This window comes from Candidatus Kerfeldbacteria bacterium (assembly GCA_016214565.1).
In the GTDB taxonomy this organism is placed as follows: domain Bacteria; phylum Patescibacteriota; class Patescibacteriia; order UBA10025; family JAHIVO01; genus JAXDBW01.
In genome coordinates this window covers 177,885-202,206 of sequence record JACROE010000002.1, presented here as the reverse complement: position 1 = coordinate 202,206, position 24,322 = coordinate 177,885, and the positions used below count along the sequence as shown (strand labels likewise).

Below are 24,322 nucleotides of genomic sequence, written 5' to 3'. Positions count from 1 at the left end.
ATGACAAAGAATACAGATCCGCGTCTCGAACGCACGGTTGTTTTACTCAAACCCGATACCGTCAAGCGGGCATTGGTTGGCGAGATTGTTACACGATTTGAGAAAGCTGGTTTTAAAATTGCCGGCATGAAGATGGTCTGGGTAGATAAATCAATGGTGGCAAAGCACTACACGGATGATAAAGATTATCTGACCTCAATCGGTAATAAAACCTTAAAGACGTATGAAGAGTATGGCCGCGATGCGAACGAAGAAATCGGCACGAAAGACCCTTATGAAATTGGCAAAATGGTACGGGAATGGAATATGGATTTCTTAAGCTCAGGTCCGGTGGTGGCATTACTGCTGCAGGGGATTCATGCCGTTGATGCAGTGCGGATGATGGTTGGGCACACCTTACCACGCTTTGCTGAACCGGGCACGATTCGTGGTGATTATTCACTCGATTCTCCCATTCTTGCAAATAAACAAAAACGCACGATTCGAAATATGATTCATGCTTCGGGTAATGTTGAAGAGGCTGAGTTTGAGGCACAGCTGTGGTTTCGGGAGAATGAAATTCACAGCTACAAGCGAGCGGATGAGGAGATTATGTTTGAATAGATCATGAAAAACCCCTTTTAGAAAAGGCGTTTTTCATCTCTTTTCGCCAAAATATTTACATGGCTCGTCGCAGGTAACCCGAGACCTCCATCTCGCCATTCGTTTGTATTTGACACGCGATGCGGCCGTGCTATTATTGTCTATACATTTATGGAATCAATCAATAAGCTCACAACTGAGAATCAAAATTACACCTTGATTGGTGCGGGGCTTATTATTGTCATTATTATTCTTACGAGCGGGTTGTTGGTTAGCCGGTAGGTTTTTTATCAAAACGCATACACAGACTAGCCGACAACCGGCTAGTTTTTGGTGCTATTCGATTTTCTTTGTTTGAACTGCTGGCAGCGCGAATGCCGGTATATCAAAACAAGAAAACAAACCATTCGTTCTTTACACAGGAGTACTATCATGAATACCGAGCTGTCGGTTAAGCAGGCGCGGGAGGTTATGGTGTCGTTGATTCAAGCAGGGATATGCCCAAAATGCGTTCTCGAGGGGCGGGGTGAGCGATTGCTCACTCTAAGCATTCACACTCACGACCCATGTATGGGCAATACGTATTTGGCGACTTGCCATGAGTCAAACCCGTGTGGATTTACTGCGGTTATTCAGTAAGTTCATAATCTAAATCTGGTTCATGATTGAATATTCGCCCCGGTTATATGCTGACTGGGGCGATCTTTATTTCGCAAATGATTATTATTATGTGTATGTGGGTAGTTTTTTAGTCGAAAAGTATGGTATTATGGTCATAGTAACGTAATAATTATTTTTTATATGAGAAAATTATTTGGCCTTATCGTCATTTTATTAGGCATCGGTTTTTTGCTTGAAGCCATGGATATTGCTGGTGCAGAGAATATTATTGCTACCTGGTGGCCTCTGTTGATCATTGGCATTGGCGTTATGTCTTGGTATTCTAATCGTCGAATCTGGTTTGGCCCCATGATTATCATTTTGGTTGGGCTGGCCATGCTACTCGATACATTAGATTATTTTGACGCATCGGCCTGGAATTATTTTTGGCCAATCGTACTCATTGCCATCGGCATCCGGTTGGTGATGGGTAAACAGTGGGGCAAAGATACGGCGGAAACAACGGGTGACGCGAATGCATTTGTCGGTTTCAGCGGGTTGGAGAAGAAAGTAAGTGGCACCTTTACTAAGGGTGAGGTATCAGCGTGGTTTGGTGGAGCCAAGATTGACTTACGCAATGCTGACATACAAGATCAATCAACGCTGGATGTTTTTGCGGGATTTGGCGGGATTGATATATTGGTTCCAAAAAATGTGCGCGTCGTGACGAAAGTGATGCCACTTTTTGGTGGCGCCGAGGATAAGACACAACCGGAGAACCCCACGATCACTCTAAATGTAAGTGGGACGGCCATGTTTGGCGGTATTGGGATCAAGAATTAGTTTCGCGTTTCATATAATAATCACTATGTATTCGCCAGCCGAGTAATGGCCTGGTTTGTGTTTTTCTCGCAATCTGATAGGATTATTACCTGCAACGGGGTGTGGCGCAGCTCCGACGCTCCGACTGAAAGTCGGAGGATCGGAGCCTCGACCGAAGCGTCGAGGTTGGCAGAAGTTTATATGAAAGCAGTCCTCTACATTTTACAGTCAGAAAAAGGAAGATATTACATCGGTAGTACAAGTAATTTAGCGCGTCGATTAGAACAGTATAGCCGGGGACATACAGTAACAACGAGACGATTTGGCAGTTTCAAGCTCGTGTTTACACAGTCGTATGGTGAGCTATCTCAAGCCCGGAGCGCAGAACGTAGGCAAACGCAATGATTTCATTCAAAAAATAATAAAAGATGGTAGAATAGATATCGTCTAATAACGGGGTGTGGCGCAGTTGGCTAGCGCGCAAGGCTGGGGGTCTTGAGGCCGCGGGTTCAAGTCCCGCCACCCCGAAATGAGTGCCATTTAATAAGCGTATAATTATTTTTGAATGTTTCTGATTTCACCACAACATATTAATAAACTCATATATTGGTGTCGATGACACCATTTATTGTCTTAGTTCTATTTCTCTTATTGTCGGCGTATACTGCTGCCGCAGAAGCTGCGCTCTTGGCAGTGAGTCGGATTAAGGTACGTTCATTTGTGAATCAAAAACGCTGGGGGTCGATTGCGCTTCAGCGGTTAAAGGCTCGCCCGCGAAGAATGATCATCACCACATTGCTGGGAAATAATATTGCCAATACCGGGGCGGCGGCACTGGCCACGCTGTTGAGTAGTTCTTATTTTGGCTCCTTAGGAGTCGGAATTGCCACGGGTATATTAACCGTATTAATTTTAATTTTTGGCGATATCATTCCTAAGTCATTTGCCGCGCGACATGCCGGATACTTCGCCCTTCGACTGGCGCCATCAGTAATGTGGATAGGTCGCATTTTATTTCCGTTTGTCCGTTTTTTTGAATGGGTCACTGGTTTTGTTGATCGGTTGGTGCTTGAGTCCCAACATGACCGCATGACCGTTGAGGACATACAGTCTATGATTCAATTTGGCGTGGAAGAGAAGGTTATTGCTCAACATGAGCATTATATTATTAATCGAGTACTGACTTTTAGTGATAATACGGTGCGCGATGTGATGATTCCCATTGAAAAAGTTTTTACGCTGCCTGCCCACACTCCCATTGATAGTTGCTTGCCAAAAATAATTCAGAGTGGTTATTCTCGCGTTCCATTGTACCAAGGGGAGCGCAACCATATTATCGGATTGGTATTGGTGAAAGATGTGGTCAAAGAGTCGGTTTTGGATTGGCCGCACGAGCGATTGCTTGATATCGCTCTACCGCCAATGATGGTTCCGGAACAGATGACGGTTGATTTTCTTTTTAGAATTTTCCAGAAGCAGCACCGCCATATGGCAGTCGTTTTTGGAAAACACCAAGAAGCGGTCGGAATTGTAACGCTGGAAGATTTGATTGAGGAATTAGTTGGCGAAATTGAAGATGAGGGTGATGATATTTAGTCGGCATCCGTAAATTATGGACTTTATCTATCTTGCCATGTTATTTTTGGGTGCCGGGATTGCTGGATTAGTGTATTACCGGTATGCACCAACCGCAGTAGATTTGCGCGAACGATTACCCAATAGAGTGACGCCGGCTGGCATCGTATTAGCGGTTGCTATCGGTAGCGCGGCGTGGTTTTTGTTTTCTTCTGTTTCCGGTGTAGTTTTGGTTGGACGAATTTTTCTTTTTATTTTTTCTCTGTTGTTTTTTGAATCGATCTTTTTACTCGCCATGCGCTGGATATCACGTAATACCTTCGCCACAGTGGTCGCTATCCTGAGTACACTGGGTATGTTTTGGTGGTATCAGGCGAAGCCGTCATTTGTGCTACTGAATTTTATTATTATCATCTCGACACTTGGCGCGGTGACTCTTTTGACTCGCTTGGGTTACCTTCGGACAAAGATATTATTTGCGATTTCAATTTTATGGACAATCTATGACATTTTATTGGTGCGATTTATTTTGCCAGATGTGACTCGTGAAACTGCTACCCCACATCCCACGTTTCTTTATCCAGCGGTAACGACAGGACGGGTTAGTTTGGGGAGCGGAGATTTTATGTTTTTGTCGCTTTTTACCCTTGTCATTGCTCGCGACGTTGGTCCACGTGCGGCATTGGTCCACGTCGTGGCACAGGTGACCGGGCTGCTTGTGACAGGGTTATTGTTGCCTGAGCGGGGGTTTACCGTGCCATTCTTGGTAGTCATGACCCCAATTTTCATCGTTTGTTATGTCTTGATGCGAAATTCGGGGAAAAAATAGGTCTATGCATCGTTGCTTAATGCTTTTTAATTCCCGCGGTACTCGTGCTACACTTAGGTCTATATGGTTGATGAAACGTTATCCCGCCATAACCCCATTGTGTATTGGATTGCTACGCTGGTATTAGCTGTGGTAGCCGGGTTTATCCTCTGGCTGAAATTTGATGCGGGTGATTCAAATAACACTAACTTTTCTACTGAATTAAACACGAACGTCCAAATTACGGATGGTCTCATGCATAGTGTGCCACTGGAGGACATTGTTGATGGTGCTTCATTAGCTGACGGCATCGGGGCGCTAGATATGCCGCAGTTTATATCGATCGCCGAGGCGCAACAGACCGTGACGTCTGATGCGGTTGGGATCGCGCTGGATATTAATGGTGTTGCTCGTTTTTATCCGTTTGACGCGCTACTACCCCATGAAATTGTAAATGACACCATTGGTGACCAGCGAGTTCTTATTGCATATTGTGCCCAGTGCCGTACTGGCGTGGTGTACGATCCAATCGTGCGCGGTGAGTCAGTTGGGTTCGATGTTTCTGGTAAAATGTGGAACGGGAATTTGCTGATGTATGATCGTTTGACTGGATCATTTTGGTCGCAAGCACTGGGGAAAGCCGTGGTTGGCCCGATGACTGGCGGCTCGTTGCCATTAGTAGCGTTTGATCAACCACGGTTTGAGGATTGGGAAAACGCACATCCCGATGGACGGGTGCTTTCGGTTTCGATAATTAATCCGTAGGAGGCAGGTATGCGCGTACCCACAATTATTACTCAGCAATTTACCTTACGAGCGCATCGAATGAGCGATGTAGCTTCAATTGTGCGTAACGTAAATGACCGCACGATCGCGCGGAACACCGCGGCCATTCCATATCCGTATCGTCCCAGTGATGCGCGCACCTGGATTCTACGATGTCAGCGCAAGAATCGGCAGGCTGTTCCCACAGACATTGTCTGGGTGATTGATGTTGGTGGGGGGGCAGTCGGGGCGATTGGCTTGCATCACATCAAGCCACGGCATAAGGCCGAATTGGGCTATTGGCTGGGGAAGTCGTATCGAGAGCAGGGTATAATGAGTGCGGCGGTTGCACTGGTTACCCGATGGGGTTTCCAGCATCTCTCACTAGCCCGTATTTATGCGTTTACGTATGTGTACAATCCGATATCCAGCCAAGTATTATTGAAGAATGGATTTCGATATGAAGGTCGTCTCAGAAAAAATACGCGCAAATCTGGGAAACTGGTTGATGTGAATGTTTACGCGAAAGTGAAATGATTTCGGTTGCGTATTTATCTTCTGTCGGTTACAATAATCACTACCAATCTGTAATGACTTTATTATGAATGAAATACCACAATTGACCAAGAAACAACGGAGAGAATTGCGTCGAGAGGAGAAATTAGCGAATCGAGAGCATACATCTCGCAGAAAAATGATAAACCGAATCATGATGTGGGCAATCGTGGTTTTAGTTTTGGGCGGAATTGTTTATGCGTTGACTCAGGCTGGTGGCGACACGAATACCGAGGCGCTACTCACTGATGCGGTGAGCGCCGATGATCATATTAAGGGAGTAGCTGACAGCTCAGTCATTTTAGTTGAATATAGTGATTTCCAATGTCCAGCCTGCGCCACTTATCATCCGATTATTGGGCAGATAATTGATGAATATCAAGATCGGATTGCTTTTGTATATCGCCATTTTCCATTGCGATCGATTCACCCAAATGGCCAAATTGCTGCTGAAGCCTCCGAAGCAGCCGATATACAGGGTAAGTTTTGGGAAATGTATGATATGTTATTTCAAAATCAGAATGAATGGTCAGGAGAAGGCGATCCAACTGAACGATTTGTGGCGTATGCCGAAGAAATCGGCCTCAATACAGACCAATTTCGTACTGATTTGACCTCGAGCGTGGTGACCGATGTCGTGGACGCGAATTATCGCAGCGGAATCGCGGCGAGCATTGATTCGACTCCTACTTTCTTTCTTAATGGCGCTCAATTAGACAATCCACGTAGCCTGGATGAGTTCCGCTCAGTCATAGATACCGCGCTTGAGGCTGCTGGACAATCAACCAACCAGAATACAAACGTGGACACTTCCACGAATACGAATGACGATTCAACTAATGAATCGACTGGAGAATAAGCTTTGATGGGTTCGCCGAAAATTTCACGCTGGATACCCTGGCTAATTCTTGTGGTGAGCCTCGCGGGGTTTGCTGATGCGACGTATCTGACGGTACAACACCTACGTGGTGTTGACGTGGGCTGTACGGTCATTGCTGGCTGTGAACAAGTTTTGACGAGTAGCTATGCAGAGGTCGCCGGGATTCCGACGGCCCTCTTTGGCGCGCTTTTTTATCTCGCCGTATTTGTTTTGACGATGACATACGTCGATACGAGGCGCCTGATCGTGCTACGCCTTGCGCTCTGGCTGACGGTACCCGGTTTTTTAGTGACTCTAGTTTTGTTGTACCTCCAAGCGTTTGTTATCGGCTACTGGTGCCAATTTTGTTTAGTCTCGGCGCTGACATCGTCAGTACTTTTTTTTCTCAGCGTGTGGCTGCTGCGTCAATTGCGTGATCAGGCCGGAGCGGAGAAGCGCCTCGTGATGGCGACAGGTAATGCGGGCAAGGTTGCAGAGATACAACACATACTCGCTTCATTGAATATCCCCATTGTATCCGCTGCCACCGCTGGGGTAGTCGGACATGCTGAGGAAGACGGGGAGACGCTGGAGGAAAACGCATTGAAGAAGGCTCGGTATGTTGCTCATCGGATTCATGTATGGGTTGCCGCAGATGATACCGGGCTTTTTATCGATGCCCTGAATGGTGAACCGGGTGTGCGCAGCGCTCGATATGCAGGAATTGGAGCGAGTGATGACCATATTCGCGATTTCATTTTGACCAAAATGTCCGCGGTGCCAGATAACCTTCGCTTAGCCCATTTTACCAGCGTGATTGCCCTGATTAGTCCGACTGGACAGGAGTGGACATTTACCGGTACGCTGGCTGGTCGCATCACCGCGAGACCATCAGGGGGGCCTCGGCGGCATTTACCGTATGATCAAATATTTATTCCAGAAGGTTCAGAAAAAACATTAGCAGAGTACTCAGACATAGAAAAAAATCAAATCAGCCATCGACGCAAAGCATTTGATCAACTTCGGAATCAACTTGAGCGTGAATTACGTTTGGCGCCAAGAAATAAATGATGAGATAATAAATATTTTTCTTGTATCGGACTTGTATTTTTATAAAATCTGTGCTATACTGCTGTTGTGGAAAAAAGTTTTGCATATTAAAACTATATTACTACGAAATGTATCCATTGTGATGTGAAGTGTAGTCATCGTGGGGCATAATTCTTTATTCTCCTACATGAATACATTCACACTACTACGAAAGGAGGTGAATATCACAATGGCAAAACGCAAGAAAGCAAAAAAGACAGCGAAACGCAAGTCAGTGAAACGAAAGGCAAAAAAAACCACCAAGAAACGAAAAGGTGGCAAGAAACGGAAATAAACGACCTATTCGTTTTCTCGCTTAAAGGCGGCCTCATTGAGAGTCGCTTTTAAGTTATCCGTGTCGAGCTATCTTCTTATTTTCAGATTGGATTTGGTGTATACTGATTAGTAATATGCAGCGGCTAGCCATGGTTATCCAAAACCTAAAACACCCGGAATTTTGGGTGATTACCAGCGTAGTGCTTATTTTGCCACCTGCGTATTTTTGGTTTTGGGGCCTACTCGATCGTCTGGGCGTTGATCTGTCAGTTGCTACTGATTTACTCCTATCATTGCCTACCCTCGTGGCTATGGCGCTCGTGTACTGGTTGCCCTTTCCCGCTCTTCTCACCAGCTACGTTTCATACCGTAAAATGCATAATGGGCTGACGTTGTTATTGTTACTTTTAAGTATTGGCTTTACTCTTCTCAGCGTAATCGCCATTAGTGCGCGCGGATTGTAGCTGAAAGATTAATGTGCATTTTGTGATGATAAATAATGTAATGCATATCCGCCCAGGTCGTTATCGCCATTACAAGGGAAATGATTACTTGGTGCTGGGTATCGCTGTGCATAGTGAGACCACCGAGCCGCTGGTAGTTTACGCATCGGCTCATGATCCAGAGGTACGCTGGGCTCGTCCCTACGCTATGTTTATTGGATGGGTGGCATATCAGGATGTCATTGTCCCCCGATTTATGTATCAAGGTTCTCAATGAAACAATTACTCGTTTTCATGGGTAAGCCAGGGGTGGGGAAGACCACGCTGATCAATGAATTGTTCCCTGGTCACACGATCATCGATGCGCGCCCGTTTGTATTGAAGTACATGGTGGATGGCGAAATTCCAGAGGATAAAACTATCCTCGGGTATCGTGACATGTACGCAGCACTCGGAAAATTGACGGATCCGATTATTATTTTAGAGCTCGGCACCAATCATGAGCAATTGAACGTTAAACAGTTAGCCGCTTTTGCCCAGCAGGCCGACGTTCGCGTCTTTATTTGTACCGCGTCGGTGGAGACATTGCGTAAGCGAGTCATTGAGCGGTCGATTCACGACGACATGGAGGCGATGGAGCGGCGTTTTGCTCGTGATTTTCCAAATTCCCACTTAGCTTTATTTGAACAAGTGGGTATTGAGCCGTATTTTCTAGATATGGAGCAACCGATGACCGATAATGTTATTTTGGTCCGCCAAGCACTGCGATGATAACCACGGCTGCCTTCCGAAAAATAATTTACGAGCATTACCGGCGCTACCGGCGTGATTTGCCCTGGCGACATACAATTGATCCCTACCACATCATGGTTTCGGAGCTCATGCTGCAACAAACGCAGGTGGATCGGGTGGTGGGAAAATACATTTCATTTATTAAAAAATTTCCCACGATAGGTTCATTAGCCCGTGCGTCATTATCCGCAGTGCTGAAAGCATGGCAGGGTTTAGGCTATAACCGTCGTGCTAAATATTTGCACATGGCAGCAGGGATGGTCGTCACTTCGCTCAGGGGGAAATTTCCTCGCACGATTGATGAGTTGGTTACGCTTCCCGGCATTGGCGTGCACACGGCGGGTGCTATTTGCGCATACGCGTTTAATCAGCCTGTTGCCTATATTGAGACAAATATCCGCTCAGCGTACATTTATCATTTTTTTCCTCGGGCTAAACAAGTGACTGACGCTCAATTAATGCCCTTAGTTATTCGCACGCTGGATGAGCGCCACCCACGTCGGTGGTATTCGGCACTCATGGACTACGGCACGTGGCTGAAAAAAAATCATGGCAATGCTGCACAGCGCAGTCGGCACTATACCAAACAATCACGGTTTGAGGGTTCGCATCGCCAAGTCCGCGGCGCCATTATTCGTGCGTTAGCCACTAGTCGGGGACTGACCACGGGTGAGCTCCATCAGACGATTGGTCTACCCGTCCCACGTATTCGATCAGCCCTCGAGCAATTAATAAGTGAGGGTATGGTGCGGTTACAACAAGGACAGTATCGTCTGGCTTAAGTTGGATTTGGCATACGTTGCACCAATGTCGTTTTTGCCGCATAATAGAGTTTCATAATATATATCGTGTGAAACAAGCACTCCCGCAACATATCGGCTTTATCATGGATGGCAACCGTCGCTGGGCTGAAGCCCACGGCCGGTCAGCTAATGATGGACACGCCGAGGGGTATGAATCGTTCCGCCGTGTCAGCGATTGGTGTCTGGATCGCGGTATTGAAGTGGCAACGTTTTGGGCCTTCTCCACGGAGAATTGGCGGCGGCCAAAACGGGAGATTTTTGCTTTATTAAAATTACTGCGCCATGCGTTGCGTACCGAACTTAAGCGGTTCCGCGAGCGCAATGTGCGTTTCAATGCATTGGGTCGGCTGGCCGCATTTCCTCGAGATATCCAGAAAGAAATTCGTACCGCTGTCGAGGAGACAAAACACAATACTCGCGCCGTTTTGAATATCGGCTTGAATTATGGTGGACGCGAGGAGATCGTTGATGCTATCAAAAAAATAGTCTCAGGAGGTTTTTCGCCGCGAGCGATCACAGCTCAACTGGTGAATCGTTTTCTCTATGCCCCGGAATTACCTGAACCGGATTTGATTATTCGCACCTCGGGTGAACAGCGATCATCTGGTTTCATGCTTTGGCAGGCGCCATATGCCGAGTGGGTGTATTCAGCGAAACTATGGCCGGAGTATTCCGAGAGTGATTTAATAAGCGCATTAGGAGAATACGCGGCGCGCTCGAGAAATTTTGGTGCATAAATCTATGCATACTGTCGACCAAGAAGTCGGCCGAATGATCCTGCGCATTACGAGTACGCTTCGGAAGCGTTTAGGGATGTATGCTCAGCAGGCTGCACGACAGCATCCCATGTCTGGGCTGTTAGCCAGCGCCGTCGCAGAATTTGTACTACGTCCGGGCGCTAAGCGCACTCGCGGTTTGTTAGTTTTGATTGGTTATTTAAGCAATTCCCAACGGCAGTTAGATGAGGATATTCTGAGAATTGCTGCTGCCTACGAAGTGCTCCATGGTTATTTACTGATCCATGATGACATTATTGATGAAGATATTGAACGGCGGGGGAAACCAACTCTGCACAAACTATTTACCCGGTTAGCCCCAGCCCGGTTACCAAAAACATATCAAGCAAAAATTGGCCGCGATATTGCCATTATCGCGGGAGATGCGGCGGCTGACCTGGTGCAGCGGTTTGTACTGGAGACATCATTTTCATCGCGCCAGCAATTAAGTACCCTGCGACAGATTGAAGAGACCTTGCATACGACGTATGTTGGTCAAGTTTTGGATATTTTGGCGCTGCCCGGCCGACTGCCGCGGCTGTCAGATCAATTGCTCCGGTATCGGCTCAAGACCGCTCAATATTCAATTGCCGCGCCTTTCCTAGTTGGTGCAGCGCTGGCTGGCTCACGATTTAATGCCACCGCTTTTCGGAAGTTTGCCGAGCACGCTGGAATTGGTTTTCAGTTAGCCGATGATGTTGCGAATATTTTTGGTGAGGGCGCTGCCGCTCGAAATTCTGATATCCGCAGCGGCAAAGTGACCCTGCTGATGACATTGGCGCTGCAATCCTCGCGCTATCGCCAGCCATTATTGAAGCTACTCAAAAAAACGAAACGCAGCCCGTCGGATGTCCGGGAGCTGCAACGTTTGATCCGCTCAAGCGGGGGATTGACCCGGGCGCAGCAGATGATTAGTGAACGATATCAGCGTGCGGAAGCGCTGGTGGATCATCTTGGTGTATCAGCGCGCGGGCTGGCCTTAATTCGCTGGCTCATCGCTCGATTCCGCGCATCGGTTACTTGATTTTTCCTTGTTTGATGAGCGTGCGAAGCGTACGGGTAGAGACGCGGTAGGTCTTACCCTTGATCTTAACTTTTTGCAGATTCACCTGCTGTTTTCGCTTGGTAGCGATGTTTGAGTGACTGCGGCTATTGCCGGATAAAGCTCCCCGGCCAGTTAATTCATCTTTTCGGGCCATAGTAGTGTGTGTTTGAGTTCAATCGTTAGGTACCGTATACTGTAGACTATAGAATATCATAACGTCAAGTCACCATGATTTTCAATTTGCTCTCAGAACCCATGCTACTTGTGGTTTGGCTGGTCGGCATTATCTACGCAATCACCATTCATGAGTTTTCCCACGCGTTAGCCGGATATTGGCTCGGGGATATGACGGCCCGGGACCAGAAGCGGCTTACGCTTAATCCCCTGTCGCATATTGATCCAATTGGCTTTATTGTTTTATTATTTGCCGGATTTGGCTGGGGACGACCCGTACCTTTCAATCCCTATAATCTGAAATTTCATCGATGGGGTCCGGTGTTGGTCGCCATGGCTGGTCCGATTTCAAACGTGGTGAGTTTTTTGATTTTTGGATTTGCTTTACGTTTTTTGCTCATGGCCGAGGTAATTGGGCCGGAAAATCTATTAACCACGTTTTTTATTGTACTTTTGAATATTAACCTTGTATTAGCTGTCTTTAACTTGATTCCAGTCCCGCCCTTGGATGGCTCGAAACTGATTCGTGCCTTGGCGCCGCCGCGATTCGAAAATGCTGTATTTACGTTGGAACGGTACGGCCCATGGGTGCTGTTAGCCATTGTTATTTTTGGGGGGAATATATTCTCCGGTCTCTTTAGCACGCTTTTCTCCTGGTCGCTTCAGATATTTGGGTAAATAGTGTGGGACGGGGAGGGGGATTTGACACGATGATAGCCAGGTTGTATGATGTGCGTGCCTTTTAAGTATCTCCCGATACTTTTTTAATACTCGTAAACTCTCAATTTCATAATCCATGCCAAGCATCAACCAACTTGTCCGTAAGGGCAGAAAAATCCTCAAGAATAAGTCAAAAACGCCTGCTTTGGGGCCGGTTTTAAATACCATTCGCCGACAGCGGACTCAATTGCCAAAAGGCTCACCCTTCAAACGTGGCGTGTGTGTAAAAGTCACTACGATTACTCCGAAAAAGCCAAACTCTGCTTTGCGCAAGATTGCCCGTGTTCGATTATCCAATGGCATGGAAGTGACTGCCTATATCCCTGGAGAAGGTCATAATCTCCAGGAGCACTCAATCGTGATGATACGCGGGGGCAGGGTAAAGGATTTGCCAGGCGTCCGGTACCACATTGTCCGGGGTGTTTTTGATACTCAGGGCGTGGCAGACCGCAAACAGGGACGCAGCCTATATGGCGCAAAACGAGATAAAGCAGCTAAGAAATAATATATATGCGAGGTAAACCAGCACCAAAACGTAAACGAATCCCGGATCCAGTCTATCAGAGTGAAGCGATTGGCCAATTCATTAATTTGCTCTTGAAAGAAGGGAAAAAGCTGACTGCACAGCGTATTTTGTATGATGCTTTTGCCGTGATTAAAGAGAAAACTAAGAAAGATCCGGTAGTTGTTTTTGAAACCGCAATCAAGAATGTCGCTCCGATTTTGGAAGTAAAATCACGCCGGGTCGGTGGCGCTAATTACCAAGTACCGGTTGAAGTGAAGGGTGACCGCAAAAATGGCTTAGCCTTCCGCTGGATTATCGGTGCCGCGCGTAGTCGCAAGGGTAAGCCTATGTTTGAGAAATTAGCCCAAGAATTGATGGAAGCCTCAGAAAAACAAGGCGAAGCCATGAAAAAGCGGGAAGATGTGCACCGGATGGCCGAAGCCAACCGCGCCTTTGCCCATTTTGCTCGATAATTTAAGCATTTTAATTGATTTACCCTCACCACTACCATGCCGCGAGAGTATAGTTTAGAGAAAACAAGAAATATCGGTATCATTGCACACATTGATGCTGGCAAAACAACCGTTACTGAACGGATTCTTTATTATACTGGTAAAAAACATAAAATTGGCGAGGTACATGAGGGTGCGGCAGAAATGGACTGGATGGAACAGGAACGAGAACGCGGCATTACTATTACCTCAGCTGCTACCACGTGTTTTTGGAAAGATCATCGTATAAATATTATTGATACCCCTGGCCATATTGATTTTACCGTTGAAGTGCAGCGCAGCTTGCGTGTATTAGACGGTGGTTTTATCGTCTTTGACGGTGTGGCTGGCGTCGAACCTCAATCAGAAACCGTATATCATCAGGCAGAAAAATTTGGCGTACCACTGATGGGTTTTGTCAATAAAATGGATCGGACGGGCGCTGATTTTTATAATGATGTAGCCTCGATCAAAGAGCGTTTAACGCAGAATGCGCTGCCTATTCAATTGCCGATCGGGGCGGAGGCGAATTTCAAAGGCATTATTGATTTATTCACGATGAAGGCGCAAGTATACAAAGAGGAAGATGCGACCGGTAAAGAATTTGATGAAGTTGAGATTCCGGCTGATATGTTGGAAAAGGCTAAAGAATATCGCGCTGTGATGATTGAAAAAATCGCTGAACAGGATGACCAATTGATTGAGAAGTACCTTGGTGGCACTGAGCCAACGAACGAAGAATTGAAAAAAGTTCTTCGCAAGGCAACGCTCGAGAAAAAAATATTGCCAATTTTGGTTGGCTCAGCCTTGAAGAATAAAGGAGTTCAATTTTTACTCGATGCGGTTGTTGATTATCTTCCCTCGCCAGTGGATGTCGAAGATGTGCAGGGCACTAATGAAGCAGGGGAGACTGAAACACGGAAAACTGCTGATGACGCTCCATTTGCTGCGCTTGCATTCAAAGTAGCTACAGATCCGTATGTGGGGACCCTATCATTCTTTCGAGTGTATTCAGGTATGTTACAGGCTGGTTCATATTTGTTAAATATGTCCACCGGCAATAAAGAGCGCATTGGTCGTATCGTCCGGATGCACGCAAACCATCGTGAAGAGGTGTCCGAAGTGTATGCTGGTGATATCGCCGCCGCTGTTGGTTTGAAAAAAACCACTACTGGCGACACGCTCTGCGACCCAGAACATCCTATTATCCTTGAATCTATTGAGTTTCCTGATCCAGTTATCTCTGTTGCCATCGAGCCCAAAACAAAAGGCGATCAAGAGCGCATGGGTATGGCATTGCAGAAACTGGTTGAGGAAGATCCGACGTTCCGCGTTCATACTAATGAAGAAACAAATCAGACGATCATTGCTGGTATGGGTGAGTTGCATTTGGATATTATCGTTGATCGCATGCGCCGAGAATTTAAAGTTGAAGCTAATGTTGGTCGTCCGCAAGTCGCTTATAAAGAAACAATCAGCAAGATCGCCGAGGCTGAAGGAAAGTATATTCGCCAATCTGGTGGACGTGGTCAGTACGGGCATTGTGTTATCCGCATTGAACCAAAAGAACGAGGCTCTGGTTTTGAATTCGTCAACGAAGTCAAAGGCGGAAATATTCCAGCCGAATATATCGCCCCAATTGAAAAAGGTATCAAAGAGGCCCTGGATCGTGGTGTATTAGCTCATTACCCGATGATTGATGTACAGGCAACCCTTCTCGATGGTTCCTATCATGACGTAGACTCCTCTGAAGCCGCCTTTAAAATCGCTGGGTCAATGGCATTGCAATCAGCTTGTCAGCGAGCAGGTATGCAGTTGCTTGAGCCTATTATGAAAGTCGAAGTGGTAACGCCAGAGCAGTTTATGGGTGATGTGATTGGCGATTTGAATTCAAAACGTGCAACTATTCAGGAAATGCGCGATCGTGGTATGATGAAAGTGATTGATGCGGATGTGCCGCTGGCGGAAATGTTCGGATATGCAACTCAGTTGCGGTCAATGTCACAAGGTCGGGCATCCTATTCTATGGAATTTTCTCATTACCAAGTAGTACCGAATAACATCGTTCAGGCGGTAATCGGAGAAAAGGAAACAGCCACAGCAAAAAAATAATTTGCTGGAGCCTCATATGAATAACGGGGCAACACAAAAAAATCAGCTTTGGACAAGCATCACCTTGCTCGTCGTCGTTGCGCTCCTGATCGGTGTTTACTTTATTTGGGCATCTACTCTTGATGAAGATATTTATTCTCCCGCGCAGCTCCTTACTAATTCTGCGATTAATCCAGTACCAGGCGAACATTTATACAAAACGTACGTGAATGATGAACTGGGATTCCGTATCCAATACCCTCAGGAATGGTTTGTCGAGGTGACCAGCTCAGGAGCCTCAACTGATAACGTTTATTCCGTTCAATTTCGCGGTGAAAGTGAGGGAGCGATCATTAGCGTCATGCCGCCCTCCCTTGAATCAGTTGTTCGCGGATCGCTCACCATTACCTCAGAAACTACCATTTCAGTAAATGGATGGTCGGGGCAGCGCCTGGTGGCCACCAGCGCCAGTAATGGCTCTGAAGGCTATACAGTCATTATTGACGCGGGGGAGCATCTGTATGTCATCAGCGGGGGTGGACAGACATTCGATGAGATAGTAGACTACTTTGAACTGCTATAGCTATCCACATGCTTGGGGATAACAAAGGCGGCATCACACCATCATATTTTCCCATTTTTTAACTTTTTCGCTAATTTTAGCGAAAAATCAATTGCTCATTACATGATGCGGAAAATATGATGATGTGGCGCCACGGTGAGGCTTGATTCTAGTCCTGATGCCTGCTATAATCGTGAGTGCAATTTCTCGACAATTTTAATAATTTAGTATTTTTTTTAAAATAAGGAAGATTTCGTATGGCAGAAAAATTCGATCGGTCAAAACCGCATGTAAACGTTGGAACTATTGGCCACGTTGACCATGGCAAAACCACGTTAACCGCTGCAATTTTAAAGACGCTTGGCGACAAGGGTTTTGTTGCGCAAAATAAGTCAATTGACCAGATTGACAATGCGCCTGAAGAGCGAGAACGCGGTATTACCATTGCCACCGCCCACGTCGAATATCAGACCGAAAAGCGCCATTATGCGCACATTGACTGTCCGGGACACGCCGATTATGTGAAAAACATGATTACTGGCGCAGCTCAGATGGATGGCGCAATTTTAGTTGTTTCTGCTGCAGACGGCCCGATGCCTCAGACCCGCGAACACATTCTACTTGCTCGACAGGTTGGCGTGCCGTATATTGTTGTTTTCCTGAACAAAGTTGATATGGTTGATGACCAGGAATTGATTGACCTCGTAGAGGTAGAAGTCCGTGATTTATTGAAGAAATACGAATTCCCTGGTGATGAGGTACCCGTTATTAAAGGATCAGCTTTAAAAGCGCTCGAAGGAGACGCCAAGAATCAGGATGCCATCATGGAACTCATGAAAGCTTTGGATGAAAAGATTCCTGAACCAGTTCGCGACGTTGAAAAACCGTTCTTGATGCCGGTAGAAGACATCTTTTCGATTGAGGGCCGCGGTACTGTGGTGACTGGCCGTGTCGAGCGTGGTATTGCTAAGGTTAATGATGAAGTTGAAATTGTCGGTATCAAAGACACGTCAAAAACCGTTATTACTGGTATCGAAATGTTCAATAAAGAATTGGATGAAGCTCGCGCTGGTGATAATGCTGGTATCTTACTTCGCGGTACCAAGAAAGACGAAGTTGAGCGTGGCCAGGTACTCGCTAAGACTGGTACGGTTACTCCACACACTGAATTTGAGGCTGAAATCCTAGTATTGACCAAGGAAGAAGGCGGTCGCCATACCCCATTCTTCAAAGGCTATAAACCGCAATTTTATATTCGTACTACTGACGTGACGGGTGAGGTTATTCTTCCCGAGGGCACTGAAATGGTTATGCCAGGTGATAATATTAAACTCAATGTGAAATTGATTGTACCAGTCGCATTATCAGAGCAGCAGCGTTTCGCCATCCGTGAGGGTGGTCATACCGTCGGCGCCGGAGTTGTAACCAAGATTATTAAATAAGATCCCACTGAAAATTCCAGGTTTCCTGGAATTTTCTTGAACTTAATCGCTCATTCATTGATCGTTCCAAGAAGACGCACCCATGACTACCGCAGCACCCCAAGTAGCCCCAACGCCAACACCAGCAGAAAACGAAGAACTTCAACGCGTTCGGATTCGTATTCGCGCTTATGATCATAAAATCATTGATCAGGCGACGCGGACGATTCTGGAGACCGCCCAACGATCAGGTGCGACTACGAAAGGCCCGATTCCATTGCCGACTGAAAAGAAGAAATATACCGTCAATCGCTCAACGTTTGTCCATAAGGACGCTCGTGAGCAGTACGAGATGCGCATCCACAAACGATTAATTGATATCATTAATCCGACGCCAAAAACTATTGATGCCATGATGAACCTCAATTTACCCGCTGGTGTCGATGTCGAGATAAAAATGTAATTGAGGGCCCGTCTCGCCAAGACGCGAGTCGTGGCGGGTATCCCTCACGTATTGAAAAAATATAAAGATAGAGTAAGTAGGTTCTAAGGATGATAATTGGAGAGATTTCATCGGACGCGATAATCCTTAGATAACGATTTACGACAGGTATAGCCGGTTATCAATCTCCGATTCTGGCAATATAACAGTCGTGAGTAACCGGTTTTTAGTTTACATACAGTATCATGAAATTTATTCTTGGAAAAAAAGTAGAAATGACCCAGCGTTTCGCCGCCGATGGCGCCGTGACGCCGGTGACTGCCATCCAGGCAGGTCCCTGTCTCATCACTGCGGTGAAAACTGCGGATCGTGACGGGTATGCTGCTGTGCAAATTGCTTATGGCCACCGACGTCGCCTCGCCAAACCAGTGGCTGGCCAGGTCAAGGATCTGAAGATTCAGCCGCAGTTTCTCCGAGAATTCAGGGTGGAAGACGCTGGCACGCTTAAGCGGGGAGATGAAATTACGGTAGCTGCATTTAGCGCCGGCGATGAACTCGCTGTGACCGGCGTGTCAAAAGGTAAAGGGTTTCAGGGCGTGGTTCGCCGACATGGATTTAAAGGTTCTCGCGCAACGCATGGTAACAAAGACCAATTACGCATGCCGGGATCCATTGGTTCTACCGCACCCCAGCGCGTCTGGAAGGGGCGTCGTATGGGAGGTCACATGGGCGATGAGCAGGTGACTGTTCACAATCTGACCGTTGTCGACGTTGATCTCGAAAATAATCTTTTGTATGTAAAAGGCGGAGTTCCGGGTGCTCGTAACGGTTTAGTGCTTCTTTCTGCAGAAGGCGAAATGAAACTTGAGGCACCCAAGGCCGCTGAACCAGTGGCAACACCGGTTGCCGAGACCACCGCGACCCCAGCATCAACTCCTGCCGCACCGACTGACGCAGCTCCGGTAGCTGAAGAAAAGAAATAATTTACAATCATGGCACAAGCACCAGTATACAATCTAGAAGGGAAAAAGACGGGTGATATTGATTTGGAAAAGAAGATTTTTGATATTGCCGTTAATCCCATTGTTGTTCAGCAAGCGATTCGTACCCAGCAGGCAAACCGCCGAATAGCGATTGCGCATACCAAGGGCCGCGGAGATGTACGCGGTGGTGGTAAAAAGCCGTGGGCTCAGAAAGGCACTGGCCGGGCTCGCCATGGTTCAATCCGATCACCGTTATGGTCGGGCGGTGGCGTAACCTTTGGTCCGACAAAAGAACGAAACTTTACATTGAAGATGAATCGGAAAGCCCGCCGCAAAGCACTGTGCATGACGCTTTCTGATAAAGCACAAGAAAAGAAAATTATTATATTGGAATCATTAGAATTATCAGAAATTAAGACCAAGACAATTGCTGCATTGCTGAAAAAGTTGCCGGTAGGGAAGCATACTTTGCTCGCACTCCCTTCGGTTCAGACTACCGTTATCAAATCAGCACGTAATATACCTCAGATTACGACTATTCAAGCAAACAGTCTGAACACCGAAGCGGTGCTTGGTCATGAGACATTGGTCATGCCGAAAGCAAGCCTCGAGGTTATTAGCAAAACGTTACTCGCATAATTATGGGATTATTCGATTCACTTAAACGGAAGAAATCCGACAAGCCCGCTGACACAGCGGTCTCGTCTGAAAAAAAGGATACGGCGAGCCGTCGTTCTGCTGTGCTGTCCGAGAAATCATCTTCGGCAGTAGCTCAGGCGAGCGATGCGAAGAAAACGACGGGCACCAAAGAAAAAAAAGCGACTGAAGCCAAGGGAAAGAAATCGGATACTGGACAAGCATACCGAGTATTACTTCATCCGTTGATTACTGAAAAAGGCTCGTATCTTGGCGCCTACAATCAATATATGTTCGCTGTCGCCCTTCGCACCAACAAAATTGAAGTAAAGAAAGCGATCCGAGCGGTGTACGGCGTTGATCCAGTTAAGGTACGCATCGTGACGGTAATGGGGAAATCAGTGCGCTATGGCAAAACCCAAGGACGAACAAAGAATTGGAAAAAAGCTATTGTTAGTTTGCCCGAAGGCCAGAAAATTGAAATTCAAGAAGGACTATAATCTACTTCCATGGGAATTCATTCTTACAAACCAACAACGCCCGGTCGCCGCTTTGCCTCAGTGGTAGATTATTCTGAGCTGTCCAAGAAGCGTCCGGAAAAATCGTTGATCGAACCGAAGCGCCGTCGTGCAGGCCGAAATGCCCAGGGTAAAATTACCGTACGTCACCATGGGGGCGGCCATAAGAAATTTTATCGAATTATTGATAGTCTGCGCGAGCGATTTGATCAGGTTGCCACCGTACGTGCTATTGAATACGATCCGAATCGTACTGCCTGGATTGCGCTAGTTGAATATGGTGATGGAGAAAAACGGTACATCATCGCCCCGACGGGATTGAAAGCAGGGGATACCGTCGTCTCCTCTAAGACTAAAGCGGAAATTAAAACTGGCAATCGATTGCCGTTGGATAAAATTCCGGTTGGCGTAATGGTGCATGATTTGCAATTTAAACCTGAGAGTAAAGCCACTATTGTCCGTTCTGCTGGATCCAGCGCCTTGATCCAATCGGTGGAGGGACCGTTTGCACAGGTTAAATTACCCTCTGGTGAGATCCGCATGTTTGTTAAAGAATGTATGGCAACTATTGGCCAAGTTTCAAATATTGATCACGCTAATGTTCGTGTCGGCAAAGCTGGTAAGACCCGCTGGCGCGGTGTAAAACCGTCTGTGACCGGTAAATCTATGAACCCCGTTGATCACCCACATGGTGGTGGTGAAGGTCATAGCCCAATTGGTTTGAAACATCCAAAGACAAAATGGGGCAAGCCGGCACATGGCGTCAAAACCCGCCGCAGCCATCATCAATCAGATAAGTTTATTATTAAGCGCCGTCGCGGATAATCAACATATATGTCACGCAGCCTTAAAAAAGGACCGTTTACCGATCCAAATCTCATCAAGAAATTAGAAAAAGTTCGTATTGGTGATAAAACCGTGATTAAGACATGGTCGCGCTCATCAGTTATTACACCAGCGATGGTAGGCTTTACCTTTGGAGTGCATAATGGTAAAACACATCTTCCGGTCAATGTCGTTGAAGATATGGTAGGTCATCGATTGGGCGAATTTGCTCCAACGCGCAAATTTGTCGCCCATGGTGGTCGAATGCAAAAAGAACAAGAAGCGGCCGCTGCAGCAGCTCAGAAACCAGCTGCCCCAGCTCCGACGCCAGCTAAATAATCAATTATGGAAGTTCGAGCACGATTACGATTTCTCCGCATGGCCCCTCGAAAAGTCCGCAGTGTTGTGGATTTGATTCGTCGTTTGAAAGTTGAGGACGCCGAGTATCAATTGCAGTATATGTCCCGTGACGCCGCTCTGCCGATTCTTAAATTGCTCAAGTCAGCCATAGCTAATGCGGAAAATAATAATAAGTTGAAAAAGGAGAATCTATTTGTAAAAAGCGTTTTTGTTGACCAGGGTCCGGTATTGAAGCGTTACCGTCCGCGAGCTTTCGGCCGTGCGGCTGAAATTCGCAAGCGATCTGCGCATATCACATTAGTACTGGATGAAGTGACCCCAAGTACAGCCCGCAAGCCAAAAGGGGCGACAAAAAAAGAAAAACCAGCAAAAGTGAATAAGGCAGACCGACCAGTGGTTGATTATAAAGATATTAAACATACCAGCAAAGGTCGCTCTACTGACCATGCCGATGATAGCGCTTCAGAAGTTGCTCCGGAACATCGTCGTGCGGCACCGGCGGGTAAAGAAACATTTAACCGACGTTCAGGAGAAAACTAATATGGGACAGAAAGTACATCCACGAGCATTTCGAATCGGCATCTTACACGGCTGGAAATCAAAATGGTTTTCCCGCAAGGATTATCGCATGCAGCTTGAGCAAGATGTGAAGATTCGCAAATACCTCCTCAAAAAGTTGCGTGAGGCAGGAATTGCCGAAACCACTATTGAGCGATCGGCTAGCGGTATTACGGTCAATGTGCATACCTCAAAACCGGGAGTGGTGATTGGTCGTGGCGGTACTGGCGCAGAAGAATTAAAGAAAGAGATCCAGAAAAAATTTCTTAATAAGAATACTAAAGTTACTTTGAATATTCATGAAGTTACCCACCCATTCCTTGATGCGCAGTTAGTCACCTATAATATTATCGAACAGCTGGAGAAGCGCATTCCTTTCCGCCGTGCTGGCAAGCGCGCCATTGAGCAAGTGATGCAGGCTGGCGCAAAGGGCGTCAAAATAATTATCAAAGGCCGTTTGAATGGTGCAGAAATTGCTCGAGATGAAAAGTTTGGCCAAGGATCAGTGCCATTGCACACGCTTCGCGCTGACATTGATTACTCTCGTGGCGCCGCTCATACTACCTATGGCATGATTGGTGTCAAAGTCTGGATCTATAAAGGAGAAGTTTTTGAGAAAGATGTTAATCAGGCAAACAGCTAAACCATTATGTTAATTCCAAAAAAAGTTAAACATCGAAAATGGCAGAAAGGCCGCATGTACGGGCGGGCTATGTCGGGCAATTCAGTTGCTTTTGGTAGCTATGGCCTCAAATCAATGGGTCGCGGCTGGGTGACCTCCCGGCAAATCGAATCAGCTCGCCGTGCCATGACTCGTTATATCCAAAAAGGTGGCAAAGTATGGATTCGTATTTTTCCCGATAAGCCTATCACCAATCACGGTTCTGAAGTGCGTATGGGTGGCGGCAAGGGGAGCGTGGACCATTATGTTGCAGTGGTGAAACCAGGTACCGTTCTTTTTGAGATGGATGGCGTTGATGAATCAGTTGTCAAAGAAGCGTTTCGTTTGGCGGCTCATAAATTGCCAGTGCGCACTAAACTCGTTACTAAAGTATAATTATGGACATTGCAGAATTGCGCAAAAAATCAGAATCAGAATTGCAGTTGCTCGTGAAAACGCAGCGTGAGCTGGTTCGCGATTTGCGATTCCGCATTGCTAATAAGCAGCACAAAGATGTGCGCGAAATCCGAGACGCCAAGAAGTCGATTGCCCGCATCCTCTCGGTATTGAAAGAAAAACGTGTAATCGCCGATTACCAGCGCGTTCATTCGCAGACGTCTACTCCTAAGAAATAATATATGGCACGAACAAAGCGAACATTTATCGGTGTGGTCATGAGTGACAAAATGGATAAAACCATCGTGGTTTCAGTTGAAACAGTCAAACGTGATCCGAAATACCGCAAGCAGTATATGACCCGCAACACCTTCAAAGTACACGATCCGAAAAACGAATTTCACGTTGGGGACCGGGTTGAGTTTGTAGAAACGCGCCCATTAAGCCGAGATAAGCGCTGGAAAGTTTTAACTAAATTGAACTAGGCCGTTGTATTTGTATGATTCAATTACGAACAATATTAAAAGTAGCCGATAACACAGGTGCGAAGCGAGTCGCCGTTATTCGAGCGTTGGGCGGCTATAAAAAGCGCTATGCCCGCATCGGCGATATTGTTACGGTTAGCATTAAGGAGGCAGTGCCTCACGCAATGGTCAAAAAAGGCGAAGTGGTACATATGGTGATTGTTCGGCAGCGCAAAGAATTACGCCGTCCGGACGGTTCCTACATCCGGTTCGATGAAAATGCTGGTGTTATCATAGACATGAAGACTAAAGAGCCTCGAGGCAGTCGTATTTTTGGGCCAGTCGCTCGTGAGTTGCGCACCAAAGGATTTATGAAAATTATTTCATTAGCCCCTGAAGTACTCTAAACATATGGCGAAGATGCATGTAAAAAAAGGTGATATGGTACGCATTCTTACTGGGAAAGACCGCGGTAAGAAAGCAAAAGTGCTTCAAGTTTTTCCTTTATTGAACAAGGTTGTGGTTGAAGGCGTTAATATGACCGTGAAGAATGTTCGGCCGAAACAGCAAGGCCAGAAGGGTCAAGTGGTTCGCTATAACGCCCCGATCCATATTTCTAATGTGCAGCGCACTACGACTGAAGCGGCTGCGGTCACGACTGCCAAGAAACCGTCAGCCAAGGCTGCAAAACCAGTATCACCGACTAAGGCCTCTTAATAACGACA

General features: G+C 46.6%; 35 protein-coding genes and 1 tRNA gene. 35 read left to right on the top strand and 1 reads right to left on the bottom strand.

The genetic code is table 11. The features are described 5' to 3' along the window. From HZC01_01100 to HZC01_01025, 16 genes are all read left to right on the top strand, one after another. Entirely contained in the window at positions 1-603 is a 603-nt protein-coding gene (locus HZC01_01100) for a nucleoside-diphosphate kinase (GenBank protein ID MBI5037294.1), read from the top strand. Between the two features lie 780 nt (positions 604-1,383). Beyond that, on the top strand, positions 1,384-2,025 hold the full coding sequence (locus HZC01_01095) for a hypothetical protein (GenBank protein ID MBI5037293.1): 642 nt from the start codon (positions 1,384-1,386) through the stop codon (positions 2,023-2,025). A gap of 180 nt (positions 2,026-2,205) precedes the next feature. Then, positions 2,206-2,409 carry a GIY-YIG nuclease family protein gene (locus HZC01_01090; GenBank protein ID MBI5037292.1) on the top strand — a complete coding sequence of 68 codons (204 nt, stop codon included), beginning with the start codon at positions 2,206-2,208 and terminating at the stop codon, positions 2,407-2,409. Positions 2,410-2,458: 49 nt separating this feature from the next. After that, positions 2,459-2,532: transfer RNA gene (locus HZC01_01085), tRNA-Pro, on the top strand. 87 nt (positions 2,533-2,619) lie between these two features. After that, positions 2,620-3,600, top strand: coding sequence for an HlyC/CorC family transporter (locus HZC01_01080; protein MBI5037291.1), 981 nt, complete (start codon positions 2,620-2,622; stop codon positions 3,598-3,600). Positions 3,601-3,616: 16 nt separating this feature from the next. Beyond that, a complete protein-coding gene (locus HZC01_01075) occupies positions 3,617-4,408 on the top strand; it encodes a hypothetical protein (protein MBI5037290.1) in 792 nt (263 codons plus the stop codon). 63 nt (positions 4,409-4,471) lie between these two features. Beyond that, positions 4,472-5,152 (top strand): DUF3179 domain-containing protein, encoded by a 681-nt coding sequence (locus tag HZC01_01070; protein MBI5037289.1) that lies wholly within the window; start codon positions 4,472-4,474, stop codon positions 5,150-5,152. A gap of 9 nt (positions 5,153-5,161) precedes the next feature. Further along, positions 5,162-5,689 (top strand): GNAT family N-acetyltransferase, encoded by a 528-nt coding sequence (locus HZC01_01065; GenBank protein MBI5037288.1) that lies wholly within the window; start codon positions 5,162-5,164, stop codon positions 5,687-5,689. Between the two features lie 64 nt (positions 5,690-5,753). Beyond that, positions 5,754-6,566, top strand: coding sequence for a thioredoxin domain-containing protein (locus tag HZC01_01060; protein MBI5037287.1), 813 nt, complete (start codon positions 5,754-5,756; stop codon positions 6,564-6,566). A 51-nt stretch (positions 6,567-6,617) separates the two neighbouring features. Further along, positions 6,618-7,637, top strand: coding sequence for an RdgB/HAM1 family non-canonical purine NTP pyrophosphatase (gene rdgB, locus HZC01_01055; protein ID MBI5037286.1), 1,020 nt, complete (start codon positions 6,618-6,620; stop codon positions 7,635-7,637). A 428-nt stretch (positions 7,638-8,065) separates the two neighbouring features. After that, positions 8,066-8,395: a hypothetical protein gene (locus HZC01_01050; GenBank protein ID MBI5037285.1), complete on the top strand. Its 330-nt coding sequence runs from the start codon at positions 8,066-8,068 to the stop codon at positions 8,393-8,395. 25 nt (positions 8,396-8,420) lie between these two features. Further along, positions 8,421-8,651 (top strand): DUF1653 domain-containing protein, encoded by a 231-nt coding sequence (locus HZC01_01045; GenBank protein MBI5037284.1) that lies wholly within the window; start codon positions 8,421-8,423, stop codon positions 8,649-8,651. Continuing rightward, positions 8,648-9,145 (top strand): 50S ribosome-binding GTPase, encoded by a 498-nt coding sequence (locus HZC01_01040; protein ID MBI5037283.1) that lies wholly within the window; start codon positions 8,648-8,650, stop codon positions 9,143-9,145. The genes HZC01_01045 and HZC01_01040 overlap by 4 nt, the downstream gene beginning before the upstream one ends. Then, on the top strand, positions 9,142-9,948 hold the full coding sequence (locus tag HZC01_01035) for an A/G-specific adenine glycosylase (GenBank protein ID MBI5037282.1): 807 nt from the start codon (positions 9,142-9,144) through the stop codon (positions 9,946-9,948). The genes HZC01_01040 and HZC01_01035 overlap by 4 nt, the downstream gene beginning before the upstream one ends. A gap of 68 nt (positions 9,949-10,016) precedes the next feature. Then, complete coding sequence (gene uppS / locus HZC01_01030; protein ID MBI5037281.1) at positions 10,017-10,706, top strand: di-trans,poly-cis-decaprenylcistransferase; 690 nt, start codon at positions 10,017-10,019, stop codon at positions 10,704-10,706. Positions 10,707-10,710: 4 nt separating this feature from the next. Continuing rightward, positions 10,711-11,769 carry a polyprenyl synthetase family protein gene (locus HZC01_01025; protein MBI5037280.1) on the top strand — a complete coding sequence of 353 codons (1,059 nt, stop codon included), beginning with the start codon at positions 10,711-10,713 and terminating at the stop codon, positions 11,767-11,769. Here the strand turns inward: HZC01_01025 and rpmB are convergent. After that, positions 11,762-11,944, bottom strand: coding sequence for a 50S ribosomal protein L28 (rpmB, locus tag HZC01_01020; GenBank protein MBI5037279.1), 183 nt, complete (start codon positions 11,942-11,944; stop codon positions 11,762-11,764). The two genes, HZC01_01025 and rpmB, sit on opposite strands and share 8 nt — an antisense overlap. A gap of 74 nt (positions 11,945-12,018) precedes the next feature. Here rpmB and HZC01_01015 point away from each other — a divergent pair, with 74 nt between their 5' ends. From HZC01_01015 to HZC01_00925, 19 genes are all read left to right on the top strand, one after another. After that, a complete protein-coding gene (locus HZC01_01015) occupies positions 12,019-12,642 on the top strand; it encodes a site-2 protease family protein (protein ID MBI5037278.1) in 624 nt (207 codons plus the stop codon). Between the two features lie 118 nt (positions 12,643-12,760). After that, entirely contained in the window at positions 12,761-13,189 is a 429-nt protein-coding gene (rpsL, locus tag HZC01_01010; protein ID MBI5037277.1) for a 30S ribosomal protein S12, read from the top strand. Between the two features lie 5 nt (positions 13,190-13,194). Next, entirely contained in the window at positions 13,195-13,662 is a 468-nt protein-coding gene (gene rpsG, locus HZC01_01005) for a 30S ribosomal protein S7 (GenBank protein MBI5037276.1), read from the top strand. A gap of 36 nt (positions 13,663-13,698) precedes the next feature. Then, the gene (gene fusA / locus HZC01_01000) at positions 13,699-15,792 is read left to right on the top strand and encodes an elongation factor G (GenBank protein ID MBI5037275.1); all 2,094 of its coding nucleotides are present in this window, start codon (positions 13,699-13,701) and stop codon (positions 15,790-15,792) included. Positions 15,793-15,808: 16 nt separating this feature from the next. Continuing rightward, positions 15,809-16,354 carry a hypothetical protein gene (locus HZC01_00995; protein ID MBI5037274.1) on the top strand — a complete coding sequence of 182 codons (546 nt, stop codon included), beginning with the start codon at positions 15,809-15,811 and terminating at the stop codon, positions 16,352-16,354. Positions 16,355-16,590: 236 nt separating this feature from the next. Next, positions 16,591-17,775 (top strand): elongation factor Tu, encoded by a 1,185-nt coding sequence (gene tuf / locus HZC01_00990; protein MBI5037273.1) that lies wholly within the window; start codon positions 16,591-16,593, stop codon positions 17,773-17,775. A gap of 82 nt (positions 17,776-17,857) precedes the next feature. Then, on the top strand, positions 17,858-18,217 hold the full coding sequence (gene rpsJ / locus HZC01_00985) for a 30S ribosomal protein S10 (protein MBI5037272.1): 360 nt from the start codon (positions 17,858-17,860) through the stop codon (positions 18,215-18,217). A 221-nt stretch (positions 18,218-18,438) separates the two neighbouring features. Further along, positions 18,439-19,179, top strand: a complete 741-nt coding sequence (gene rplC, locus HZC01_00980) for a 50S ribosomal protein L3 (GenBank protein MBI5037271.1) — start codon at positions 18,439-18,441, stop codon at positions 19,177-19,179. A gap of 9 nt (positions 19,180-19,188) precedes the next feature. Further along, positions 19,189-19,818, top strand: a complete 630-nt coding sequence (gene rplD, locus HZC01_00975) for a 50S ribosomal protein L4 (protein ID MBI5037270.1) — start codon at positions 19,189-19,191, stop codon at positions 19,816-19,818. Positions 19,819-19,820: 2 nt separating this feature from the next. Beyond that, positions 19,821-20,315 (top strand): 50S ribosomal protein L23, encoded by a 495-nt coding sequence (gene rplW, locus HZC01_00970; GenBank protein MBI5037269.1) that lies wholly within the window; start codon positions 19,821-19,823, stop codon positions 20,313-20,315. 9 nt (positions 20,316-20,324) lie between these two features. Next, positions 20,325-21,158: a 50S ribosomal protein L2 gene (rplB, locus tag HZC01_00965; protein MBI5037268.1), complete on the top strand. Its 834-nt coding sequence runs from the start codon at positions 20,325-20,327 to the stop codon at positions 21,156-21,158. 9 nt (positions 21,159-21,167) lie between these two features. Next, positions 21,168-21,497 (top strand): 30S ribosomal protein S19, encoded by a 330-nt coding sequence (rpsS, locus tag HZC01_00960; GenBank protein ID MBI5037267.1) that lies wholly within the window; start codon positions 21,168-21,170, stop codon positions 21,495-21,497. Positions 21,498-21,503: 6 nt separating this feature from the next. Further along, on the top strand, positions 21,504-22,058 hold the full coding sequence (rplV, locus tag HZC01_00955; protein ID MBI5037266.1) for a 50S ribosomal protein L22: 555 nt from the start codon (positions 21,504-21,506) through the stop codon (positions 22,056-22,058). A gap of 1 nt (position 22,059) precedes the next feature. After that, entirely contained in the window at positions 22,060-22,719 is a 660-nt protein-coding gene (gene rpsC / locus HZC01_00950) for a 30S ribosomal protein S3 (GenBank protein MBI5037265.1), read from the top strand. A 6-nt stretch (positions 22,720-22,725) separates the two neighbouring features. Continuing rightward, positions 22,726-23,133 (top strand): 50S ribosomal protein L16, encoded by a 408-nt coding sequence (rplP, locus tag HZC01_00945; GenBank protein ID MBI5037264.1) that lies wholly within the window; start codon positions 22,726-22,728, stop codon positions 23,131-23,133. Between the two features lie 2 nt (positions 23,134-23,135). After that, on the top strand, positions 23,136-23,372 hold the full coding sequence (gene rpmC / locus HZC01_00940) for a 50S ribosomal protein L29 (GenBank protein ID MBI5037263.1): 237 nt from the start codon (positions 23,136-23,138) through the stop codon (positions 23,370-23,372). A 3-nt stretch (positions 23,373-23,375) separates the two neighbouring features. Then, positions 23,376-23,618 (top strand): 30S ribosomal protein S17, encoded by a 243-nt coding sequence (gene rpsQ, locus HZC01_00935; protein ID MBI5037262.1) that lies wholly within the window; start codon positions 23,376-23,378, stop codon positions 23,616-23,618. A gap of 14 nt (positions 23,619-23,632) precedes the next feature. Further along, positions 23,633-24,004: a 50S ribosomal protein L14 gene (rplN, locus tag HZC01_00930; GenBank protein MBI5037261.1), complete on the top strand. Its 372-nt coding sequence runs from the start codon at positions 23,633-23,635 to the stop codon at positions 24,002-24,004. A 4-nt stretch (positions 24,005-24,008) separates the two neighbouring features. Next, positions 24,009-24,314 carry a 50S ribosomal protein L24 gene (locus HZC01_00925; protein MBI5037260.1) on the top strand — a complete coding sequence of 102 codons (306 nt, stop codon included), beginning with the start codon at positions 24,009-24,011 and terminating at the stop codon, positions 24,312-24,314. Positions 24,315-24,322 lie beyond the last annotated feature (8 nt).

Bases quoted from the DNA above. Each gene is read 5' to 3' on its own strand.
- rpsS (MBI5037267.1), top strand. From the start codon at position 21,168: ATGTCACGCAGCCTTAAAAAAGGACCGTTTACCGATCCAAATCTCATC.
- rpmB (MBI5037279.1), bottom strand. From the start codon at position 11,944: ATGGCCCGAAAAGATGAATTAACTGGCCGGGGAGCTTTATCCGGCAAT.
- HZC01_01045 (MBI5037284.1), top strand. From the start codon at position 8,421: ATGATAAATAATGTAATGCATATCCGCCCAGGTCGTTATCGCCATTAC.
- HZC01_01035 (MBI5037282.1), top strand. From the start codon at position 9,142: ATGATAACCACGGCTGCCTTCCGAAAAATAATTTACGAGCATTACCGG.
- rplB (MBI5037268.1), top strand. From the start codon at position 20,325: ATGGGAATTCATTCTTACAAACCAACAACGCCCGGTCGCCGCTTTGCC.
- rpmC (MBI5037263.1), top strand. From the start codon at position 23,136: ATGGACATTGCAGAATTGCGCAAAAAATCAGAATCAGAATTGCAGTTG.
- rpsC (MBI5037265.1), top strand. From the start codon at position 22,060: ATGGGACAGAAAGTACATCCACGAGCATTTCGAATCGGCATCTTACAC.
- rpsG (MBI5037276.1), top strand. From the start codon at position 13,195: ATGCGAGGTAAACCAGCACCAAAACGTAAACGAATCCCGGATCCAGTC.
- HZC01_01100 (MBI5037294.1), top strand. From the start codon at position 1: ATGACAAAGAATACAGATCCGCGTCTCGAACGCACGGTTGTTTTACTC.
- rplD (MBI5037270.1), top strand. From the start codon at position 19,189: ATGGCACAAGCACCAGTATACAATCTAGAAGGGAAAAAGACGGGTGAT.
- HZC01_01060 (MBI5037287.1), top strand. From the start codon at position 5,754: ATGAATGAAATACCACAATTGACCAAGAAACAACGGAGAGAATTGCGT.
- HZC01_01080 (MBI5037291.1), top strand. From the start codon at position 2,620: ATGACACCATTTATTGTCTTAGTTCTATTTCTCTTATTGTCGGCGTAT.
- HZC01_01070 (MBI5037289.1), top strand. From the start codon at position 4,472: ATGGTTGATGAAACGTTATCCCGCCATAACCCCATTGTGTATTGGATT.
- rpsJ (MBI5037272.1), top strand. From the start codon at position 17,858: ATGACTACCGCAGCACCCCAAGTAGCCCCAACGCCAACACCAGCAGAA.
- rpsL (MBI5037277.1), top strand. From the start codon at position 12,761: ATGCCAAGCATCAACCAACTTGTCCGTAAGGGCAGAAAAATCCTCAAG.
- rplW (MBI5037269.1), top strand. From the start codon at position 19,821: ATGGGATTATTCGATTCACTTAAACGGAAGAAATCCGACAAGCCCGCT.
- rplP (MBI5037264.1), top strand. From the start codon at position 22,726: ATGTTAATTCCAAAAAAAGTTAAACATCGAAAATGGCAGAAAGGCCGC.
- HZC01_01025 (MBI5037280.1), top strand. From the start codon at position 10,711: ATGCATACTGTCGACCAAGAAGTCGGCCGAATGATCCTGCGCATTACG.
- rpsQ (MBI5037262.1), top strand. From the start codon at position 23,376: ATGGCACGAACAAAGCGAACATTTATCGGTGTGGTCATGAGTGACAAA.
- HZC01_00995 (MBI5037274.1), top strand. From the start codon at position 15,809: ATGAATAACGGGGCAACACAAAAAAATCAGCTTTGGACAAGCATCACC.
- HZC01_01040 (MBI5037283.1), top strand. From the start codon at position 8,648: ATGAAACAATTACTCGTTTTCATGGGTAAGCCAGGGGTGGGGAAGACC.
- HZC01_01095 (MBI5037293.1), top strand. From the start codon at position 1,384: ATGAGAAAATTATTTGGCCTTATCGTCATTTTATTAGGCATCGGTTTT.
- rplN (MBI5037261.1), top strand. From the start codon at position 23,633: ATGATTCAATTACGAACAATATTAAAAGTAGCCGATAACACAGGTGCG.
- HZC01_01090 (MBI5037292.1), top strand. From the start codon at position 2,206: ATGAAAGCAGTCCTCTACATTTTACAGTCAGAAAAAGGAAGATATTAC.
- HZC01_01075 (MBI5037290.1), top strand. From the start codon at position 3,617: ATGGACTTTATCTATCTTGCCATGTTATTTTTGGGTGCCGGGATTGCT.
- fusA (MBI5037275.1), top strand. From the start codon at position 13,699: ATGCCGCGAGAGTATAGTTTAGAGAAAACAAGAAATATCGGTATCATT.
- HZC01_01050 (MBI5037285.1), top strand. From the start codon at position 8,066: ATGCAGCGGCTAGCCATGGTTATCCAAAACCTAAAACACCCGGAATTT.
- tuf (MBI5037273.1), top strand. From the start codon at position 16,591: ATGGCAGAAAAATTCGATCGGTCAAAACCGCATGTAAACGTTGGAACT.
- HZC01_01065 (MBI5037288.1), top strand. From the start codon at position 5,162: ATGCGCGTACCCACAATTATTACTCAGCAATTTACCTTACGAGCGCAT.
- rplV (MBI5037266.1), top strand. From the start codon at position 21,504: ATGGAAGTTCGAGCACGATTACGATTTCTCCGCATGGCCCCTCGAAAA.
- HZC01_00925 (MBI5037260.1), top strand. From the start codon at position 24,009: ATGGCGAAGATGCATGTAAAAAAAGGTGATATGGTACGCATTCTTACT.
- HZC01_01015 (MBI5037278.1), top strand. From the start codon at position 12,019: ATGATTTTCAATTTGCTCTCAGAACCCATGCTACTTGTGGTTTGGCTG.